The sequence below is a fragment of the Rhodococcus ruber NBRC 15591 genome (genome assembly GCF_001894945.1).
Classification (GTDB): Bacteria; Actinomycetota; Actinomycetes; order Mycobacteriales; family Mycobacteriaceae; genus Rhodococcus; species Rhodococcus ruber.
In genome coordinates this window covers 99,080-118,428 of sequence record NZ_BCXE01000007.1, presented here as the reverse complement: position 1 = coordinate 118,428, position 19,349 = coordinate 99,080, and the positions used below count along the sequence as shown (strand labels likewise).

Annotated in this window: 20 protein-coding genes; 9 read left to right on the top strand and 11 right to left on the bottom strand. The window is 70.0% G+C overall.

Annotated elements, in window-relative coordinates; all coding sequences use genetic code 11:
* Positions 1–42 precede the first annotated feature (42 nt).
* From RR3_RS06230 to RR3_RS06195, 8 genes are all read right to left on the bottom strand, one after another.
* Positions 43–1,302 carry a hypothetical protein gene (locus RR3_RS06230; protein WP_064065862.1) on the bottom strand — a complete coding sequence of 420 codons (1,260 nt, stop codon included), beginning with the start codon at positions 1,300–1,302 and terminating at the stop codon, positions 43–45.
* A complete protein-coding gene (locus RR3_RS06225; protein WP_017680889.1) occupies positions 1,296–1,847 on the bottom strand; it encodes a Cif family virulence factor in 552 nt (183 codons plus the stop codon). The genes RR3_RS06230 and RR3_RS06225 overlap by 7 nt, the downstream gene beginning before the upstream one ends.
* A 17-nt stretch (positions 1,848–1,864) precedes the next feature.
* On the bottom strand, positions 1,865–2,059 hold the full coding sequence (locus tag RR3_RS06220; RefSeq protein ID WP_010593905.1) for a ferredoxin: 195 nt from the start codon (positions 2,057–2,059) through the stop codon (positions 1,865–1,867).
* An 11-nt stretch (positions 2,060–2,070) separates the two neighbouring features.
* Positions 2,071–3,399 (bottom strand): lanosterol 14-alpha demethylase, encoded by a 1,329-nt coding sequence (gene cyp51 / locus RR3_RS06215; RefSeq protein ID WP_064065863.1) that lies wholly within the window; start codon positions 3,397–3,399, stop codon positions 2,071–2,073.
* A gap of 21 nt (positions 3,400–3,420) precedes the next feature.
* Positions 3,421–4,221 (bottom strand): SDR family oxidoreductase, encoded by an 801-nt coding sequence (locus RR3_RS06210; protein ID WP_010593902.1) that lies wholly within the window; start codon positions 4,219–4,221, stop codon positions 3,421–3,423.
* Positions 4,214–5,425: a cytochrome P450 gene (locus tag RR3_RS06205; RefSeq protein ID WP_017680892.1), complete on the bottom strand. Its 1,212-nt coding sequence runs from the start codon at positions 5,423–5,425 to the stop codon at positions 4,214–4,216. The genes RR3_RS06210 and RR3_RS06205 overlap by 8 nt, the downstream gene beginning before the upstream one ends.
* 3 nt (positions 5,426–5,428) lie before the next feature.
* Entirely contained in the window at positions 5,429–5,989 is a 561-nt protein-coding gene (locus RR3_RS06200) for a TetR/AcrR family transcriptional regulator (RefSeq protein ID WP_064065864.1), read from the bottom strand.
* Positions 5,990–6,055: 66 nt separating this feature from the next.
* A complete protein-coding gene (locus RR3_RS06195) occupies positions 6,056–7,279 on the bottom strand; it encodes a cytochrome P450 (RefSeq protein ID WP_010593899.1) in 1,224 nt (407 codons plus the stop codon).
* An 86-nt stretch (positions 7,280–7,365) separates the two neighbouring features.
* Here RR3_RS06195 and RR3_RS06190 point away from each other — a divergent pair, with 86 nt between their 5' ends.
* The 7 genes from RR3_RS06190 (at position 7,366) to RR3_RS06160 (ending at position 13,273) form a co-directional block, all read left to right on the top strand.
* Positions 7,366–7,959, top strand: a complete 594-nt coding sequence (locus tag RR3_RS06190) for a TetR/AcrR family transcriptional regulator (protein WP_064065865.1) — start codon at positions 7,366–7,368, stop codon at positions 7,957–7,959.
* Between the two features lie 239 nt (positions 7,960–8,198).
* On the top strand, positions 8,199–9,680 hold the full coding sequence (locus tag RR3_RS06185) for an aldehyde dehydrogenase (protein ID WP_017680896.1): 1,482 nt from the start codon (positions 8,199–8,201) through the stop codon (positions 9,678–9,680).
* 5 nt (positions 9,681–9,685) lie between these two features.
* Positions 9,686–10,447 carry an SDR family oxidoreductase gene (locus RR3_RS06180; RefSeq protein WP_017680897.1) on the top strand — a complete coding sequence of 254 codons (762 nt, stop codon included), beginning with the start codon at positions 9,686–9,688 and terminating at the stop codon, positions 10,445–10,447.
* Positions 10,444–11,310 (top strand): NAD(P)-dependent oxidoreductase, encoded by an 867-nt coding sequence (locus RR3_RS06175; RefSeq protein ID WP_017680898.1) that lies wholly within the window; start codon positions 10,444–10,446, stop codon positions 11,308–11,310. Before RR3_RS06180 ends, RR3_RS06175 begins: the two co-directional genes overlap by 4 nt.
* Complete coding sequence (locus tag RR3_RS06170; RefSeq protein ID WP_010593893.1) at positions 11,307–11,666, top strand: carboxymuconolactone decarboxylase family protein; 360 nt, start codon at positions 11,307–11,309, stop codon at positions 11,664–11,666. The genes RR3_RS06175 and RR3_RS06170 overlap by 4 nt, the downstream gene beginning before the upstream one ends.
* A 65-nt stretch (positions 11,667–11,731) precedes the next feature.
* A complete protein-coding gene (locus RR3_RS06165; RefSeq protein WP_072786360.1) occupies positions 11,732–12,502 on the top strand; it encodes an SDR family NAD(P)-dependent oxidoreductase in 771 nt (256 codons plus the stop codon).
* Positions 12,503–12,613: 111 nt separating this feature from the next.
* Positions 12,614–13,273, top strand: a complete 660-nt coding sequence (locus tag RR3_RS06160; RefSeq protein ID WP_026137805.1) for a class I SAM-dependent methyltransferase — start codon at positions 12,614–12,616, stop codon at positions 13,271–13,273.
* Between the two features lie 4 nt (positions 13,274–13,277).
* On the opposite strand, the gene RR3_RS06155 is transcribed toward RR3_RS06160, so the two are convergent.
* The 3 genes from RR3_RS06155 to RR3_RS06145 are packed head-to-tail and all read right to left on the bottom strand — an operon-like array spanning position 13,278 to position 16,334.
* Positions 13,278–14,378: a glucosidase family protein gene (locus RR3_RS06155; RefSeq protein WP_017680901.1), complete on the bottom strand. Its 1,101-nt coding sequence runs from the start codon at positions 14,376–14,378 to the stop codon at positions 13,278–13,280.
* Positions 14,365–15,096, bottom strand: a complete 732-nt coding sequence (locus RR3_RS06150) for a class I SAM-dependent methyltransferase (protein ID WP_017680902.1) — start codon at positions 15,094–15,096, stop codon at positions 14,365–14,367. The genes RR3_RS06155 and RR3_RS06150 overlap by 14 nt, the downstream gene beginning before the upstream one ends.
* Entirely contained in the window at positions 15,096–16,334 is a 1,239-nt protein-coding gene (locus RR3_RS06145) for a glycosyltransferase family 4 protein (protein WP_026137807.1), read from the bottom strand. Before RR3_RS06145 ends, RR3_RS06150 begins: the two co-directional genes overlap by 1 nt.
* Positions 16,335–16,683: 349 nt before the next feature.
* Between RR3_RS06145 and RR3_RS06140 the strand changes: the two genes are divergently transcribed.
* Positions 16,684–17,652 (top strand): cyclase family protein, encoded by a 969-nt coding sequence (locus RR3_RS06140; protein WP_059174890.1) that lies wholly within the window; start codon positions 16,684–16,686, stop codon positions 17,650–17,652.
* Positions 17,649–19,334: a class I adenylate-forming enzyme family protein gene (locus RR3_RS06135; protein ID WP_010593886.1), complete on the top strand. Its 1,686-nt coding sequence runs from the start codon at positions 17,649–17,651 to the stop codon at positions 19,332–19,334. Before RR3_RS06140 ends, RR3_RS06135 begins: the two co-directional genes overlap by 4 nt.
* The last annotated feature ends 15 nt before the right edge of the window (positions 19,335–19,349 follow it).

Below are 19,349 nucleotides of genomic sequence, written 5' to 3'. Positions count from 1 at the left end.
GACATTCGGCCGGTACGGGCCGGACGGATGGGGGCGGGGCGTTCAGACGACGGTGAGCGGCAGGGGGATTCCCCGGTCGGCGAACGCGAAGGTCGCGCCGGTGCTGAAGCGGGTGATCGCGACCTCGCCGCACTCGCTCGCGGGTTCGGCCTCGCGGATCACCTCGACGGTGAGCGCGTGGGCGTCCTCGGACACCACGCGCGCGGTGAAGTGCGGGTCGACGCCGCGCACCAGCGCCTGCAACGGCCCGAGGTGGTCCCCGTCGATCAGGGTGGGCCACGATCCGTCCGCGTCGGCACCCCCGGACCGCCCGAGGCGCAGGTGCAGCCTGCCGGGCTCCCAACTGATCTCGCGATCGACGTACTGCCTCGGCGCGAACACAGGGTGGACCGAGAGCACCGTCGCCAGTCCTTCGACGTCGCGCGGCAGGCCGAGGGCGTCGCGTAGCCGCTCGGACGCCAGCCCCGCGATGCCGGTCAGCTGCTTGCGGGCGAGGGACAGCGCGGTGTCCTCGTCGGTGCGTTTGCGCACGCCGAGAAGGAAGCCCAGCGTGAGCAGATGCTGTTGCAGGCACACCTCCTCCGCGATCCGCACGAGGGCCGAGTGCGAGAAGTCCGCGAACCGCAGGTCGGAGAGCAGGGGGCCGGAGTAGTCGCCGCGTCCCTCGTCCGCCGGGTCGATCGGACCGAGTTCCACCGCGACGGCCGCGGTACGGCCGATCGCCTCGGTGTGCGGGGCGGTCTCCGGCGGCACGTGCGACGGGTCGATCGTCACCGTCCACGCGCAGTGCGGGTGGCGGTCGGCCGGCCGGCGCGGGGGCCGGTGGATCGGCCGCACCTGCGCGTGCGGGTTGGTGGCGAGGGCGGTCGCGTCGAAGGTGGGGTCCTCGATGTCGTGGCACATGGCCGTCACATACGCCTCGCCCAGCGGCTCGACGTCCATGAGCGCGCCGCAGTGGTCGAGCCGGAACTCGCCGTGGTCGTGGTCGTCGACGCGGAACCGGAAGTCCATGAACTGTGGCGGCGCACCGATGTCGAGCTGCAGCCCCTTGAAGATCGTCTCGACGCCGTCGCCCTCGTACCGCAGGGCGCGCTGCATGCGCCGGGTGTACCACGGGCTCGACGCCTGCCACTCCTCGACGGCCACCTCGGCCATCCCCTGCCGTCCGAACGCCGAGATCAGGTGGGCCATCCCGGACCGGTCGACGAGCTGGCCGCACAGAAGCAGTTCGGGGACGAGGACGGCGAGGTCCGACCGGGTGAGCGCGGCGAACGAGTCGCGGACGTTCACCGGGCTCACCACAGCGGCACCGGTGCCTGTCCGGCCGGGTACCAGCCGGGCAGGCGTTTCGTCGACGTCGACCGTTCGATCCGCCTGTTCATGCCGTCGGACAGGGTGCCGGCCGTGATCATCTCCAGGAACAGGTGGGAGACGTTGCCGAAGTCGAAGAAGTCGCGCTGCCAGGACCACTGGAAGTCCCCGCCGTAACGGAACCAGCTGCCGCCGAAGCCGTACACCTCGTAGTGTGATCCGTCGTCGCGGGTCGCGTCGGCGACCTGCTTCCAGAAGCCGATGACGTCGCCGGTCCGCTCGTCCACGACGAACCGCTGGTAGGGGTACTGCCATCCCTCGAGACCGGCCATCTCCTGGCCGAGGGCGAGTTCGCGGATCTCCGCCCTTCCGACGGCCATGAAGTCGTCCTTCGGGCCGTAGTTCCAACCGTAGGTCGCGTCCTCGGTGTACATCTCGGCCAGGGGCTTCCAGTCGCCGGCTGCCTCGGCCTTCATGTTCGCTCCGATCCAGCGTTCGATCATCTCGTCGAGTTCTGCTCGGTCGAACGGTGCCATGACGTGTCTCCTCGGGATCAGTCCTCGACGATGCGGAGGGCTCGGGTGGGGCAGTACCGGACGGCGGATTCGACGTCGCCGCGCAGGTTTTCGGGTATGTCGTCCATCAGGATCCGGACCGTGCCGTGCTTGGGAACGTCGAAGACGTCCGGTGCTTCCAGCGCGCACATCGCATGCCCCTGACACAGGTCGAGGTCTGCTTCCACTTTCACGGCGGGTGTCCTCACATCCGACGGCGGTAGCGCACCGCACACGGCTGCGCGAGCTGAACCACCATCTTGGAATGGTCGTTGCGGTAGGTTCCGGACGGCTGGGACATCTCGAATTTGTAGTCCCGCAGCAGGACCGAGAAGATCGCCTTGAGCTGCATGAGGGCGAACGCTGCGCCCACGCACCGGTGCCGGCCCGCCCCGAACGGAATCCAGGTCCAGCGATTGACGATGTCCTCCTGCCGCGGATCGATGTAGCGGCCCGGATCGAAGGAATCGGGCTCCGGGAAGTCCTCCGGGATGCGGTTGGAGATCGCCGGGGTGGCGCCGACGAGATCGCCCTCCCCGATCCGGTAACCCTCGACCTCGAACTCGCCGCGCGCGACGCGCAGCAGCAGGATCAGCGGCGGGTGCAGCCGCAGCGTCTCCTTCAGTACCGCCTCGAGCAGCGGGATCTGCCGCAGCGCATGGAAACTCACGCCCTCACCGTCGGCGTAGAGGACGTCGAGCTCGTCGGTGACCCCGCGCAGGTACTCCGGATTGCGCAGCAGCTCGATCAGCGCCCAGGCCGCCGTTCCCGACGTGGTGTGGTGGCCGGCGAACATCATCGAGATGAAGATGCCGGTGATCTCGTCCGCGCTGAACCGCTTGGCGCCGTCCTCGTCCTCGATCGAGACGAGGACGTCGAGCATGTCGCGGTCCTCCCTGCCTCGGGGCGGGTTCGCGATGCGATCGACCATGATCTCCTCGACGAGGGCGACCAGCCCGCGACGAGCCTCGTCGCGGCGACGGAAGCTCTCGATGGGCGCGTAGGGGTCGACGAAGGCGAGCGCGTCGGTGCCCTTTTCCAGGTCGTGGTACAGGCGCGCGAACCGGCTGTCGAGCTGGCCGCGGAACTTCTTGCCGATCAGGCAGGCCGAGGACGTGTAGATCGTCAGCTCCGCGAAGAACTCCAGCAGGTCGATCTCGCCCTCGTCGCCCCAGCCCTCGACGATGTCCCGGACCTCGCGCTCGATCGTGGCCGCGTGACCCTTCATCTGCTCGCCGCGCAACGCCGAGTTGTGCAGCATCTCCTTGCGGCGCTCGGGGCTGGCGTCGAAGACCACACCCTCCCCGAAGACCGGCTTCATGAACGGGTACGCGGCCTGCTGGTCGAGGTCCTCGTCGGCGGAGCGGAAGAAGAACTCGTTGGCCCGCGCGCCGGAGAGCAGCACGACGTTGCGGTCGGCGAGCTGGAAGACCCCCACGTCGCCGCACTCGTCGCGGACGCGCTGCATCAGTCCGATGGGGTCGGTGCGCAGCTCCTCGAGGTGGCCGTGTTCGTGCTCGCCCCCCCGAGACACGCGTGGGAGTGACGATCGTGGTCATTCAGGGTCCTTTCCCCGAGAGTCCTTCAGCAGCGGCGCTTCCGGTTGCACTTCGGTCAGTACCAGGTGGGTTCCGCGCGGGGCCGACACGACGGCGACGACGGCGTTCGCGATCTCGGAGGCGCGGAGGAAGTAGGAGTGCCGGGCGAAGCCCCATCTGGTCCAGTCGGCGAGCAGCGGCTCGATGACCTCCGCGGGGGCGTCGAGCCCCATCCCGGTCTGTGTCGGGCCGGGACGCACCACCGACGCGCGAACCCCCGTGCCCTCGAGTTCCATCCGCATCTGGCGCACGAGCGCCTCGAGACCGGTCTTGGCGGCGACGTAGGCGCCCATGCGGGGCCGCGCGACGTCGGCGCAGTCCGAACCGATGACGACGAAGTCGCCGCGGCGCCGTTCGATCATCCCGGGGAGCACGCGATGGGCGAGACGCTGCGTGCCGACGAGGTGGACGTTCACCTGGAACTCGAACCGGTCCGGATCCATCTCGTGCACGAGCCGGAAATCCATGTCGCCGGCGCCGGACAGGACGATCTCGGTGGGGCCCAGGGCGTTCTCGGCGGCGGTGACGAACTCGTCGACCGAGTCGGTGGACGACACGTCGAGGAAGTGCGCGACGGCCTCGCCGCCTTCGCCGCGGATCTTCTCCGCGAGGGCCTCGCACTGTTCGACGCGCCGGGCGCCGAGGGCGACCGGGTGACCGAGGGCGGCGAGTGCGAACGCGGTGGCCGTACCGATGCCGGAGGAGGCGCCGCCGACGATCGCGGGCCGGCGCGGCGGATTGGGCTCGAATCTAGGCATGGCGCCGGGTCACCTCTACGGGCAGGGCCGCGAGGCCTCGGACATTGGTCGAGTGCACGCGCTCGCAACGGTCGAAGTCGACGTCGTAGTCGGCGACGCGCGCGGCGAACTGTTCGAGCGCGATGTTCGCCTCGAGGCGCGCGAGGTGGGCACCGAGGCAGAAGTGCACGCCGCCACCGAAGCTGGCGATCCTGGACGCGCTGTCGCGGCCGATGCGGAAGGTGTCGGGATCGGCGAACACCTCGGCGTCGCGGTTTGCCGAACCGATGAGCAGCAGTACCTTGTCGCCCGCGCGGATGGTGCCGTCGTGCCGTTCGATGTCGGTGGCGGCGGTGCGCGCGACGATCTGGCTGGAGGTGTCGTAGCGCAGTGTCTCCTCCACCCAACCGGAGACGGCGTCCGGGTTGCCGAGGACGCCGGCCAGCTCGGTCTTGTTCTTCGCACCCCAGTACAGCGCGTTGCCGAGAAGTTTGGTGGTGGTCTCGTTGCCCGCGACGACCATCAGGAACATGAAGCCGATGATCTCGTCGTCGCCGAGGCGGTCTCCGTCGACCTCGGCGTCGAGCAGGGCCGAGGTGAGGTCCTCGGTCCGGTGTGTGCGGCGCTGCGCCAGCATGTCCGCGTAGTAGCCGACGAGGTTCAGCGACGCCTCCATCGCCGCGACGGGCACGTCGAGCACGCCCTGCTCCCGGTGGACCACGAGATCCGCCAGCCGGCGCAGTTCGGCGCGGTCGGCCTCGGGCACACCCAGCAGTTCGGAGACGACGTCCATCGGGAGCTTGCCCGCGAACTCCGCGATCCAGTCGAATTCGCCCGTGCCCAAGGCGGTGTCGAGGTATCGGAGGGTCAGCTCGAGGATGCGGCCGCGCAGGTCGGCGACCCGGCGCGGGGTGAAGCCCTTCGAGACGAGCCGGCGCATGCGCATGTGGCGGGGGTCGTCCATCGCGAGAAACGACATGACCTTGTGGGCGTGGGGTCCGTAGGCCGACGGGTCGAGGGAGACCCCGTTGGCGCTGGAGAGCCTGGTGTGGTCGCGGAAGCCCGCGACGACGTCGGCGTGCCGGGACAGGGCCCAGAAGCCGAGGTCGTCGTTGCGATAGAGCGGCGCCTCCTCGCGCAGACGCCGGTAGACCGGGTACGGATCCTCGTGGAAGCCGTAGTCGTAGGGATCGAACAGGAGCGGTTCGAGCGAAGCCTGGGTCATGCGCTACTCCAATAGAAGTGCGGCGGAGGTCTCCAGCCGATCGGCGATCTTCTCGTAGGTCTCGTATCCCATGCCCGCGCGGACGAGGGCGCCGGCGTAGAGCATTTCCAGCGCCTCGATCTCGTCGGGATCGGCGTCGGGGCCGAGCGCGGTGGCGAGCCGCGCCCGGATGTCGAGGCCGATGCGGGCGCGCAGGTGTTCGACGTCGGGGTCGCGGCCGAGCAGTGCGCTGGTGACCGCGCCGGCGAGTTCGGGCTCGTCGGCCATCATCAGCGCGACGTTGCGCAACACCGCGACCACCCGGGCGACGCGGTCGGTCGTGGCCGCCTCGGGTTCGGGCGAGGCGGCGAGCCGGCGCCAGAACACTTCGGCGACAAGGTGTTCCTTGGACGAGAAGTAGGTGTAGGCGGTCGCCGGTGCGACACCGGCCCGGGCGGCGACGTTGCGTACGGTCAGTCCTGCGAACCCCTCTTCCCGCAGGACCTCCACGGCAGCGCGCGTCAGGCGATCCACGGTGTCGGCCTGCTTCTCGGTGAGACGGCGGCGGGTGGATTCGAGATTCACATTTCTGGACACGTGTCTGGACATTACTACGGTCGCCTGTCCGGGGCAACGGCCTCCGTACACCGGTCACCCCTTCGGGTACACGCGTACGGGCATGGATTTGATGCCGTTGACGAAGTTCGAGCGCAACCGCCGGACCGGGCCCGCGGGCTCGACGCGCTCGATCCGGCGTGCGAGCGTCTCGAACAGGATCCGCAACTCCAGCCGCGCCAGGTGCGCACCCAGGCAGAAGTGCACCCCGGTGCCGCCGAACGCCACATGCGGATTGTGGGTGCGCCCGATGTCGAAGACGTGCGGATCCTCGAAAACGTCCTCGTCCCGGTTCGCGCTCGGGTAGTAGACCACCACCTTGTCCCCCGCCTCGACGGGCTGGCCCCCTATCGTCGCCGGGCACGTCGGCGTGCGGCGGAACCCGATCACCGGGGTGACCCACCGGAGGATCTCCTCGACCGCACCGGCGGCGAGTTCCGGCTCGGCCTGCAGGCGGCGCCACTGCTCCGGATGGTCGACGAAGGCCTGCATGCCGCCGGCGGCGGCGTTGCGCGTCGTCTCGTTCCCGGCCACCACCAGCAGCACGAAGAACATGTCGAACTCCATCTCGGTCAGCGTGTCACCGTTCTCGTCCGGCCGGACGAGCCGGGAGACGATGTCGTCGCGCGGCTCCGCCCTGCGCGCCGCGGCGATCTCGTTGGCGTACAGGAAGATCTCCTCGGCGGCGAGTTCTCCGTCGGCCCGGGTGTTGCCGAATTCCGGGTCGTCGAACCCGATCATCCGGTCGGACCAGTCGCAGAGCCTGTCGACGTCCTCCCCGGGTGCGCCGAGCAGGGCGGCGATCACCTCGAGCGGAAGCGGAGCGGCGGCCACCGGTACGAAGTCGACGACCGCGCCGTCGCGGCCCCGCTCGACGAGATCGTCGACGACGCGGTTGCAGATGTCGCGGATGTGTCCCTCGAGCGTCCGGACCGCCCGGGGAGTGAATCCGCGGCTGACGAGCTGGCGCAACCGGGTGTGCTCGGGCGGATCGAGGTTGACGAGCATCGCCGCCTGTTTGCGGCGGGTCTCCGCGTCGAACTCGTCGATCTGCGTCGTGCCGAGCGCCGACGAGAACGTGGTGCTGTCGCGCGAGACCGCGGTGACGTCCGCATGCCGCGTCACCGCCCAGTAGCCGGGTCCGTCCTCCTCGTCCTGCCGGTAGACCGGGCAATTGCGCCGCAGCTCGGCGAAGACGTCGTGAGGGACGCCCTCGGTGTAGAGGTCGGGGTTCTTCAGGTCGATACGGGATGCCGTCACGGGACCACCTCGCGCGTGTATACGAATGACCGTCGTTTACAAGCTACACACATTCGTTTGAAATGGAAGATCCGTAGGATGGCTGCATGGGGACCGGAGAGCACAGGCCGATACGCCGTCGGAATCTCAGCCGCGAGAAGGTGATCGACGCGGCCTCGGCGGTGGTGGACGAGTCCGGCTGGGAGCAGCTGACGATGAGCACCCTCGCCGGCCGTCTCGGCATCGTCACCGCCTCGCTCTACAACCACGTCCGCGGACTCGACGACGTCCGCGGTGAGATCCAGGTGCGGACGATGACCGAGCTCGGCGCCCGGCTCCGCGGGGTGGCAATGGGCCGCAGCGGGCCCGAAGGCCTGCGCGCTCTCATCGATGCGCACCGGGCGTGGGCCGCCGAGCATCCGCACCGCTACCAGGCGCTGACGGTGGCGCCGGGCGACCGCAGCGCCCTGCTCGCGGCGGCCCTCGACGCGAATTCGGCCCTCCGCTCGATGCTCGCCTCGTGCGGGGTGCCGGAGGAGGACACGCTCGAGGCCGCGGTGAGCCTGTTCACCGCGATGCACGGGTTCGCCGTGATCGTGCGCAGCGGCTTCCTCGGCGACGAGCTCGACCTCGACCGCATCTACGAGAACGTGGTCGCGGGCGCCCTGGCCGCCGCTCGCGCGGCCTCCGCGCGATCCTGAGTCCGGCCCCACGCCGTCGCCGGAGGAAAACACTGCCGGCCGTCCCGAGTGCCCGTGCCGGCGCGTCCCTGCCGCCGCGCGGCCGGTCCGGCGGCATTGCGCCACCTCCCTGGCCGAACTATAGTCCAGACAGCTGTCCAGAAAATGAGGGGCCTCACATCGTGCCGCCCGGCACTCGACGCCCCGCCGGACCCGTTCCGATACCGCCCGCCACGCCGCCCCGACGAACGGAAGCACCGATGTCCCTGATTCCGACCGGCAGCTCGGCACTGCTCATCGACGGCAAACTCGTTCCCGGTTCGGGAGGCACGTTCGAGGTCGTGAACCCGGCGACGGAGGAAGTGCTCGGCACCGCCGCCGACGGCACCGCCGCCGACACGGACGCCGCGATCGAGGCGGCCCGTCGCGCCTTCGACACCACCGGCTGGTCCCGCGACCATTCCTTCCGGGCCCGCTGCCTGCGTCAGCTCCGCGATGCGCTGCGCGGTCACCTCGAGGAACTGCGGGCGATCACCATCGCCGAGGCCGGCGCCCCCCGATTCCTCACCACCGGAGCCCATCTCGAGGGCCCCGTCGGCGACCTCGGGTACTTCGCCGATCTGGCCGAGAACTACGCGTGGCGCCAGGATCTCGGCAACGCCGCGCCGATGGGCATCCCCACCCACCGCTACGTGCTCCGCGAGGCGGTCGGTGTCGTCGGGGCGATCACCCCGTGGAACTTCCCGCACCAGATCAACTTCGCCAAGCTGGGCCCCGCGCTCGCCGCCGGCAATGCGATGGTGCTCAAGCCCGCGCCCGACACGCCGTGGTGCGCCGCGGTCGTGGGCCGGATCCTCGCCGAGGAGACCGACATCCCGCCGGGCGTGGTGAACATCGTGACCTCGAGCGACCATGCCCTCGGCGCCCTGCTCGCGACCGACCCGCGGGTGGATCTCGTGTCGTTCACCGGATCCACCCCCACCGGACGGTCGGTGATGCGCGCCGCCTCGGACACCGTGAAGAAGGTGTTCCTCGAACTCGGCGGCAAGTCGGCGTTCATCGTGCTCGACGACGCCGATCTCGGCGCCGCCTGCTCGATGGCCGCCTTCACCGTGTGCACCCACGCCGGGCAGGGGTGCGCCATCACGACCCGCCTGCTCGTCCCCCGCGGCCGCTACGAGGAGGCGGTCCGCGTCACCGCCGACGCGCTGCGCGGCATCCGGCCCGGCGACCCGGACGACCCCGGCACGGTATGCGGTCCGCTGATCTCCGAGCGCCAGCGCGCCCGGGTCGAGGGCTATCTGCGGCTCGCCGTCGAGGAGGGCGGGACGATCGTCGTCGGCGGTGGCCGCCCCGCCGAGCACGAGCGCGGCTTCTTCGTCGAACCGACACTGATCGCCGGGGTCGGCAACGACGCGCGGGTCGCCCGGGAGGAGATCTTCGGGCCGGTCCTCGTGATCCTCCCCTACGACGGCGACGACGAGGCGATCCGCATCGCGAACGACTCCCCCTACGGCCTGTCCGGAGCCGTCTGGGGTACCGACGAGGACCGGATCCGCCGGGTCGTCGAGGGGGTCCGCACCGGCACCCTGAGCGTCAACGGCGGGATCTGGTACGCCGCCGACGCTCCCTTCGGTGGCTACAAGCAGTCCGGGATCGGCCGCGAGATGGGTGTGGCCGGCTTCGAGGAGTACCTGGAGACCAAACTCGTCGCCGAACCCGCGGCGAAGCAGAGAGGCTGACGAACATGATCCGCAGCACAACGCGTTTCGCCGACCGTACCGCCATCGTCACCGGGTCGGCCCAGGGCATCGGCGAGGCGTACGCCAAGGCCCTTGCCGCCGAGGGCGCCTCGGTCGTCGTGGCGGACATCGACACCGAGCGCGGCGGGCACGTGGCCGAGCAGATCGTCGCCGACGGCGGGACCGCCGTCTTCAAGACCGTCGACGTGTCCGATCCCGGTTCGGCCGGCGAACTCGCGGCATTCACGGTCGAGACGTTCGGCGGCATCGACCACGTCGTCAACAACGCCGCGATCTACGGTGGCATGAAACTCGATCTGCTGCTGACGGTTCCGTGGGACTACTACAGGAAATTCATGAGCGTGAACATGGACGGCGCGCTGAACGTCACCCGCGCGGTGTGGCCGCACATGACGGCGAACGGCGGCTCGCTCGTCAACCAGTCGTCGACCGCCGCATGGGTGTACTCCGGCTTCTACGGCCTGGCCAAGGTCGGCGTCAACGGACTCACCCAGCAGCTGGCCACCGAACTCGGCGGCTCGAACATCCGCATCAACGCGATCGCCCCGGGCCCGATCGACACCGAGGCCACCCGCACCGTCACACCGGAAAACATGGTGGCGGACATAGTTTCCAGACTGCCGCTGAAACGGATGGGCACCCCCGGGGATCTGGTGGGCATGTGCCTGTTCCTGCTCTCCGACGAGGCGGACTGGATCACCGGGCAGATCTTCAACGTCGACGGCGGCCAGGTGATCCGCTCGTGACCCGGCTCGGCTGCATCGGCCTCGGCAACATGGGGGCCCCGATGGCGAAGCGACTGCTGGACCGGCCGGGCAGGCTCACCGTGCTCGACACCCGACCCGACGCCGTCGCGCCGTTCACCGCGGCCGGCGCGCGAGCCGCCGACGACCCCGCCGGCCTCGCGCGCGAATGCGACGTCGTGTGCGTCACCGTCGTCGACGACGCCCAGGTCCGCACAGTCGTCGCGGGACTGCTCGGCGGCGCGCGGCCCGGCACGGTCATCGCGGTCCACTCGACCGTCGCCGACACCACCGCCGTGGAACTCGCCGCCGCATGCGCCGAGCGCGGGCTCGAGCTCGTCGATGCTCCCGTCAGCGGCGGGGCCCCCGGCGCCGAGCAGGGCCGGCTCGCGGTGATGGTCGGCGCCTCCGACGCGGCGTTCGACATTGTGCGCGAACCGTTCTCGTGGTTCTCCGACCTCGTCGTGCACGCCGGTCCGGTCGGCGCGGGCACCCGGATGAAGCTGGCCCGGAATCTGCTGCACTTCGTGTCGTTCACCGCTGCCGCGGAGGCGCAGCGGCTCGCCGAGGCGGCCGGGCTGGACATCACCGCGCTCGGGAAGGTGGTCCGCCACACCGACGCGATCAGCGGGGGCGCCGGGGCGATCATGCTCCGGGACACCACCGCACCGATCCCACCGGACGACTTCTGGTTCCCGATCCTCGACCACGTGCGTGCGCTGGGCGAGAAGGACCTGTCGCTGGCCCTCGGTCTCGGCGCTCGGCTCGGCGTCGACCTGCCCCTCGCGGCGCGCGCGCTCGGCGACCTCGGTCCGGGTCTCGGGGTGGGCCGGGGAGAGAACGCACGACAGGAGGAGCCCGCATGACCGACGACCGCCGCCGCCGCGGCCTGGACATGATGTCGCAGGTGTACGGCTGGGAGATGCAGGACGGGCCCGGCGACCATTTCGCCGTCACCGCAGACCACCTCTTCGCCGACATCTGGTCCCGGCCCGGGCTGAGCATCCGCGACCGGCGGCTGCTGTTGCTCGGCGCGCTCACCGCACAGGGGCTGATCGACGTGGCCGAGATCCAGGTCGGGGCCGCACTCCACAACGAGGAACTCGACGAACCGCAACTGAAGGAGATCGCCCTGTTCCTGTGCCACTATGTCGGATGGCCGCTCGGCACCGAACTCGACTCGATGATCGGCGGCGTGCTCGCCCGGCGCCGCAAGACGTGAGCCCACCGAGGGAGTTCCCCGAGCCCGCTCGGGGCCCCGCGGCGCGAGAACCGAAGGAGTGAGCAGTGCAGGACTTCGCGGACCGCCCGGGCGCGGCCCTCGTGGCCGGCGGCACCGGCGGGATCGGCCGGGCGGTGTGCCGGATGCTGGCCGAGCGCGGCAGCGACGTCGCCTTCACGTTCCGCCGCAACGACGGGGCCGCCGCCGCACTGGCGGCGGAACTGCGCACACTCGGGGCGAAGGCGCTGCCGCTGCAGGCGGAGCTGAGCGACAGTGCCGCGGCCGCCGGGGTCGTGGACGCAGCCGTCGCGACGTTCGGTGCACTGCACACACTCGTCCACGCGGCGGGACCGCACGTGCCGATGGTGCACCTGAGCCGGGTGACGCCCGCGCAGTTCCGCGACCAGCTCGTGGGCGACGCGGGCGCGTTCTTCAATCTCGTCCACCCGGTACTGCCCCGGCTGCGGGAGTCGCGGGGCAACATCGTCGCGGTGACGACGGCGGCGACCCGCCGGTTCCCGGTCCGGGACGGCCTGTCGGCCGGACCGAAGGGTGCGATCGAAGCCCTCGTGCGGGCGCTGGCGGCCGAGGAAGGGCGATTCGGGGTGCGGGTCAACGCGGTGGGGCCGGGCATGCTCACCAACGGCACCGCCGCCCGGCTGATCGGGTCCGGCGAACTCGACGAGCGCGCACTGTCCGTCGCGCGCAACAACATTCCCCTGCGACGCTTCGGCGACGCCCACGACGTCGCCGAGGCCGTCGCCTTCCTCGCCTCGGACCGGGCGGACTTCGTGTCCGGGCAGATCCTCGACGTCGACGGCGGCTACGGCGCCTGACCTGCATCCGGCGGCTTGCCGGGTGGCCCGCCGGAACCGGTGGGTACTGTGGTTCCGATACGTACCGCTTCCGAGCACACCGTGGACCGCAACGAACGGAGACCGATCATCATGACCCGCACCACCCTGCCCCGGGAGACGATCGAGCTGGCCGAGGCGACACCGGGTTTCATGCCGATCGACGAGGGCACGGCCCTGCACGACGCCGCGGTCCGGTATCTCGGCGACGGGGTCGGCGTCGAGATCGGCACCTACTGCGGGCGCTCGACCGTCTATCTCGGAGCCGCCGCGAAGGCCACCGGGGGAACCATCGTCACGATCGACCATCATCACGGGTCCGAGGAGCACCAACCCGGATGGGAGTACCACGATCCGGCCCTCGTCGACCCGCACACCGGGCATCTGGACACGGTGGGACGGTTCCGCCACACCCTGGCCGACGCGGACCTCGAATCTCATGTCGTGGCGGTGCTGGGACGATCCGGCCAGGTCGCGGAGTTCTGGCGGACCCCGGTGTCGTTCGTGTTCGTCGACGGTGGTCACAGCAGTGAGGCGGCGCAGGCGGACTACGCGGGCTGGGCGCCGTGGGTGCGTGTCGGCGGCGCCCTGATCATCCACGACGTGTTCCCCGATCCGAAGGACGGCGGCCGTCCCCCGTACGAGGTCTACCTGCGCGCGCTCGGGAGCGGCGAGTTCACCGAGGTGTCGGTGACCGGTTCGCTGCGCGTGCTCGAACGCACTTCCGGCACCGCCGGAATGCTGCCGGGCTGACGGCTCAGACCGTCACCCGGCAGTCCTCGTGACAGCTCTCGGCGGCGACCCATCCGGCGGGTGCGGTGGCGTCGCGGAACACTCCGTTGCCGGCGGTGCTGCGCGAGAGCGCGTCGGCGGCGAGGATGACCGCAGCGCTGGTCCAGGAGCTCTTCTCCACGGGCCAGCGCTTTCCGTCCGTGAACACCATTCCGGTCCAGTAGGACCCGTCCGGGTCGCGAAGATGCTGCATGGCGGCCAGCAGGATCCGGGCCGTCGTGGCCTCACCGATCGCGTCCAGGGCGAGGACGAGCTCGCACGTCTCGGCACCCGTCACCCACGGCCGGTGGTCGACGCAGCGGATGCCGATGTCGCCGACCACGAAATCGTCCCAGCGCTCCCGGATCCGTTGCCGGGCCGGCGCACCGCGCACCGCCCCGCCGAGGATCGGGTAGTACCAGTCCATCGAGTACTCCGGCTTGGGGGTGAATGCCTCCGGATGCCGTCGCAGCACGTGGCCGAGCCGGTACCACGCGACCTCCCAGTCCGGATGGGGGTCGCCGACCACCTCCGACAGGCGCAGCCCGCACTGCAGACTGTGGTGGATGCTCGAACACCCCGTCAGCAGAGCCTCGTCGGCCGTGCCGTGTTCGCCTCGAGCCCAGTAGATCTCGCCTCCGGGTGCCTGCAGCTCGAGCACATGGTCGAGGGCCGCCCGCACCGTCGGCCACAAGCGCACCACATGGTCGGTGTCGCCCGTGACGAGGTAGTGGTGCCACACCCCCACCGCGATGTACGCGGTGAAGTTCGAGTCGGCGTCGTGGTTCTCGACGGCGTCCCCGCGGAACTGCATGGGCCACGAGCCGTCCGGCCGCTGGGTCCGACGGGACCAGTCGAAGGCCGCCTCGGCCTCCTCGAACAACCCCGCGGCGGTGAGCGCCATCGCGGACTCGATGTGGTCCCACGGGTCGGTGTGACCGCCGGGGAACCACGGGATCGCTCCGGAGGACTCCTGCATGTCGGCGATCGCGCGGGCGGTTCGCAGGCACTGATCCTCGGACAGCACTCCCGGCACGGCCGGAACCGCGTGCCGTGCCCCGCCGGGGCGGAAGTCAGCGGCCGACAACGGGAACCGTCGGCTTCTCGAGGTAGAACACGACGCTCTTGCCGAGCACCGGATTCAGCAACGATTCCGCCGTGCGCGTCAGCCACGGCCCCTGCATCAGGTCCCATACGAGGAGACGGTGATACGCCTTCGTCAGGGGGTTGTCGTCGTTGTCGACGCCCACGGCGCATTTGAGCCACCAGTACGGCGAATGCAGGGCATGGGCGTGGTCCCGGCCGCGCACCGTCAGGCCTGCGGCCGTCAGCTTCGCTGCCAGTTCGTCGGCCTTGTAGATCCGCACGTGGCCGCCCTCGACCTCGTGATACGCGTCGGACAGCGCCCAGCAGATCTGCTCCGGCAGCCACCGCGGGACGGTGACGGCCGCGACGCCGCCGGGTTTGAGCACCCGCACGAATTCGGCGATGGCGCGGTCGTCTTCGGGCACGTGCTCGAGCACCTCGGAGATCAGCACCACGTCGAAGGTCTCGTCGTCGTAGGGCAGGGCGAGGGCGTCGCCCACCTCGGCCCGGGCCAGTGCTCCCTCGGGTACCTGGCCCTCGAGTTCCATCGCCGCGAACATGTCGCCGACGGCCTTCATGTCCTCCGCGCTGCGGTCGAACGCCACCACGTCGGCGCCCCGGCGGTAGAGCTCGAACGAGTGCCGTCCGGCGCCCGCGCCGATGTCGATGGCACGGTCACCGGGTTCGACCCCCAGCCGGTCGAAATCGACTGTCAGCATCAGACTTCGGTCCTTCCTGCCTGGGCCGCAACGGTATCCCGGTAGGCCTGGGCGGTCCGGGCGGCCACGGCCGCCCAGCTGAATCGCTCGAGCACCCGGGCCCGCGCCACCGACCCCAGCCGGGCCTGTTCGGCGGGATCGTCGAGAACCCGTGCCAGCGCCGCGGCCAGCTGTTCGCTGTCACCCGGGGGCACGAGGATGCCCGCATCGCCGACCACCTCGGGAATCGCGCCGGCGCGGCTCGCCACGAGAGGCGTGGCGCAGGCCATGGCCTCGACCGCGGGCAGCGAGAACCCCTCGTAGAGTGACGGGACCGCGGCCACCTGCGCCGAACCGAGCAGTCCGGCCAGCTCGCCGTCGTCGATCCCGGAGACGGTGCGTACCGAGTCCCCGATGGCGAGCTGCTCGATCAGCTTCTCGGTGACGCCGCCCGCGGCGAGCTTGGTGACGAGCACCAGCTCGACCTGCCGCTCGGTGCGGAGCTTCGCCACCGCCTCGAGCAGATTGGCGACGCCCTTGAGCGGTGCGTCCGCGCTGGCCACGCACACGATGCGGCCGGACACGCGTTCGGTCGACGGCGGGGCGAAGATCTCGGTGTCCACTCCCAGCGGGATCGTGCGCAAGCGCCCGTCGGGGATGTCGAACGCGGTACGGATGTCGTCCTCGGAGGATTTCGAGACGGTGAGCAGGGTCGGGATGCGCCGCGCCACCCGGGCCTGCATGCGCAGGAATCCGTACCATCGGCGCAACGTGATCCTGCGGCGCAGCGTCGGGGCGCTCGCGAGGTCCAGCTCCCGGTCGCGGGTGATCGGATGGTGGATGGTCGCGACGAGCGGCAGGCCCGCATCCGCGATCCGGAGCAAGCCGTAGCCGAGGCACTGGTTGTCGTGCACGACGTCGAACTCCCCGGCCCGGTCGCGCAGCAGCCGGGCCACGCGCAGACTGAAGGTCAACGGCTCCGGGAACCCCGCCGTCCACATCGTGCCCAGCTCGAGCAGGTCGATCGCGTCGCGGATCTCCCGCGGGTGCGGAAAGCGGAACGGGTCGTCGTCGCGATAGAGGTCGAGGCTCGGGACCTTCACCAGGGTGACCCCGTCGTCGAGCTCGGGATACGGCTGCCCGGAGAACACCTCGACGTCGTGGCCGAGTGCCGCGAGTTCGCGGCTGAGATGTCGAACGTACACGCCCTGACCACCGCAGTGCGGCTTGCTGCGGTACGACAGCAGAGCTACTCGCACAGATCACCTCGTTCGTCGTGTCACCGGAGTGCGTCCGTCCGGAAGATCGAACTCACTCTAGAACATGTTCTCATCCGACGCTCGACCCGGCTCCGCCCTGCGGATCAGCGCCGGAACCGCACCGGGTCCGGTGCAAACTGAACGTACAGGGTGGCGACCCGTTCCGCCGTCGAAGACCCGCCGAGACGACACCGGCCCAGGCTCTGCGGTGCGCATCACGAGCGGGCGGCGCGCCCTCGTCCTCCGCGGGTTGACACCTCGAGATGTGACCTACACCATAAGCGAACGCTTACCGTACGAACGCTCGGTGAGCGGCAACTGCACCTCGACCCCCGAAACAGGAGACGGTATGTCCGACGCCCCGTCCATGCGCGAACTGCTCGGCGACGACGCCCCCAGCAACTGGGGACGCTGGGGCGCCGACGACGAGATCGGAGCTCTGAACTTCCTCGGCACCAAGGAGGTTCTCAGCGGAATAGCCGAGGTCGAGTCCGGCGACGTGTTCACCCTGCAGATCCACATGGGCCGCAAGGAGGCCCCCGGCGATCCCCTGTGGCCCAGCCGCAGCGGCATCGATCGCCGCAACACCCTCGACGAATCGTCGTGGGACGGCGAGGACGCCCCGCAGTTCCCCGGCGGACTGCACTACGCCGACGACACCGCCACCCTCTTCCTGCAGGGCTCCACCCAGTACGACGCCCTCGGCCACGTCTGGTACGACGGCAAACTCTGGAACGGATACGACGCGCGCAGCACCGTCGGCAGCATGGACAAGGCCTCGGTGCTGCCGATCGCCGAGAAGGGCGTCGTGGGCAGGGGGATCCTGATCGATATGGCCCGCCACCGGGGCAAGGAGTGGCTCGACGCCGGCGAGACCTTCGACCACAACGACCTCGAGGCGGCCGCCGCCGCCCAGGGCGTGACCATCGAGCCGCGCGACATCCTCGTGATCCGTACCGGCTGGCTGAAGTACTGGTACAGCCTCGAAGACACCACCGAGTTCTACGCCGATTTCTGCGAACCCGGCCTGACGTACAGCCGCGGACTCGTCGAATGGTTCCGGAACCGGGAGATCCCCAACCTGGTCACGGACACCATCGCCAACGAGGTGACCACCGACCCGGCCAGTGGCGTGGCGCTGCCCCTGCACTGCGCGCTCATGCGCAATCTCGGCGTCGCCCTCACCGAGATCGCCTGGCTCGAGGACCTCGCCGACGCGTGCGCCGCCGACAACCGCTGGACCTTCCTGTACACCGCGGCCCCGCTGAAGGTCGTGGGCGGCACGGGCGCCCCGGTCAATCCGGTCGTCATCCGATGAGCGCAGCCGGACCCCGCGACGCGCACACGGGCGTCTACGACAGCAAGCCGTGGCTCGCGCGCTACGCGCCGGGCCTGCCGACCCACATCGAGCCGGAGTACACCGACGCGCTGGAGATGTTCCGCGCCACCGTCGCTCGCGACCCGGACGCGGACATCATCCGCTACTTCGACGGGCGCCTGACCCGCCGTGAACTCGACGAGCAGTCCGACGCGTTCGCGGCCGCACTGACGGCCCACGGCTTCTGCCCGGGTGAGCGGGCGGCGCTGTTCCTGCAGAACGTCCCGCAGTTCGTCGTGGCGCAGCTCGGTGTCTGGAAGGCCGGCGGTATCCCGGTCTCCGTCAACCCCATGAACAAGGAACGCGAGCTCGGTGAAATCCTCCTGGACTCGGGGGCTACCGTGCTCGTTGCACTCCAGGGGCTGTACCGGGACGTCGCACAGCACGTCGTCGCCGGCACCGCCGTCCGGATCGTGATCACCACGTCCGAACTGGAATACCAGACGCGTGGAGACGAGCGGATCTTCTCCGGCATCGAACGCCTCGATCTGCCCGGCACTCTCGACCTGCAGGCGCTCCTGGCCGAGTTCCGGGGACGGCCCGTCCCGGTGCACGCCCTCGGCCCGGACGACATCGCGTTCCTCACCTACACATCCGGTACGACCGGACCACCGAAGGGTGCGATGACCACTCACCGCAACGTGGTGTTCAATGCCCGCACCTACCGGGAATGGGTGGGACTCGGCGCGGACGACGTCGTGCTGGGCATCGCCCCGCTGTTCCACATCACCGGGCTCGTCGGGCACATCGCCGTCGCCCTGCTGACAGGCGCGCCCCTGGTGTTGATGTACCGGCTCGACCCAGGCGTGACCCTCGAAACGGTGGCGGTGGAACAGGCGACGTTCACGGTCGGCTCGATCACCGTGTTCATCGCGCTGATGAACGTTCCCGGCGCCCGCGGTGAGTCGCTGAAGACGCTGACCAAGATCTTCTCCGGCGGAGCGCCGATACCGCCGAGCACCGTCGCGGCGTTCGAGACGTTCTCGGGGACGTACATCCACAACATCTACGGCCTCACCGAGACCACCTCTCCCTCGCATGCAGTTCCGTTCGGCACCCGGGCTCCGGTGGACGAGGCCTCCGGCGCCCTGTCGGTCGGAGTCCCGACCTTCGACACCGTCGTGCGGGTCGTCGACGAGGACGGCAACGACCTTCCCGTCGGGGAGGTGGGCGAGCTCGTCACGTCGGGGCCGCAGGTGGTCGCCGGCTACTGGAACAAGCCCGAGGAGACCGCGACCGCGCTGCCCGGGGGTGCCCTCCACACCGGGGACGTCGGGTACATGGACGCCCACGGCTGGTTCTACATCGTCGACCGCAAGAAGGACCAGATCAACGCCGGTGGGTACAAGGTCTGGCCGAGAGAGGTCGAGGACGTGCTCTACGAGCACGATGCGGTGCGCGAGGCCGCGGTCGTGGGGGTGGTGGACAGCTACCGCGGCGAGACGGTCAAGGCGTTCGTCAGCCTCCGTCCGGGGCACTCGGTCACCGAGGAGGAACTGATCGCCTTCGCCAGGGAGAGGATGGCGGCGTACAAGTACCCGCGGCTGGTGGAGATCATCGACGAGATCCCGAAGACCGTGTCCGGCAAGCTTCTTCGCAGGGAACTCCGGGCCCGCGGCTGAACCGGGCAGGACGGC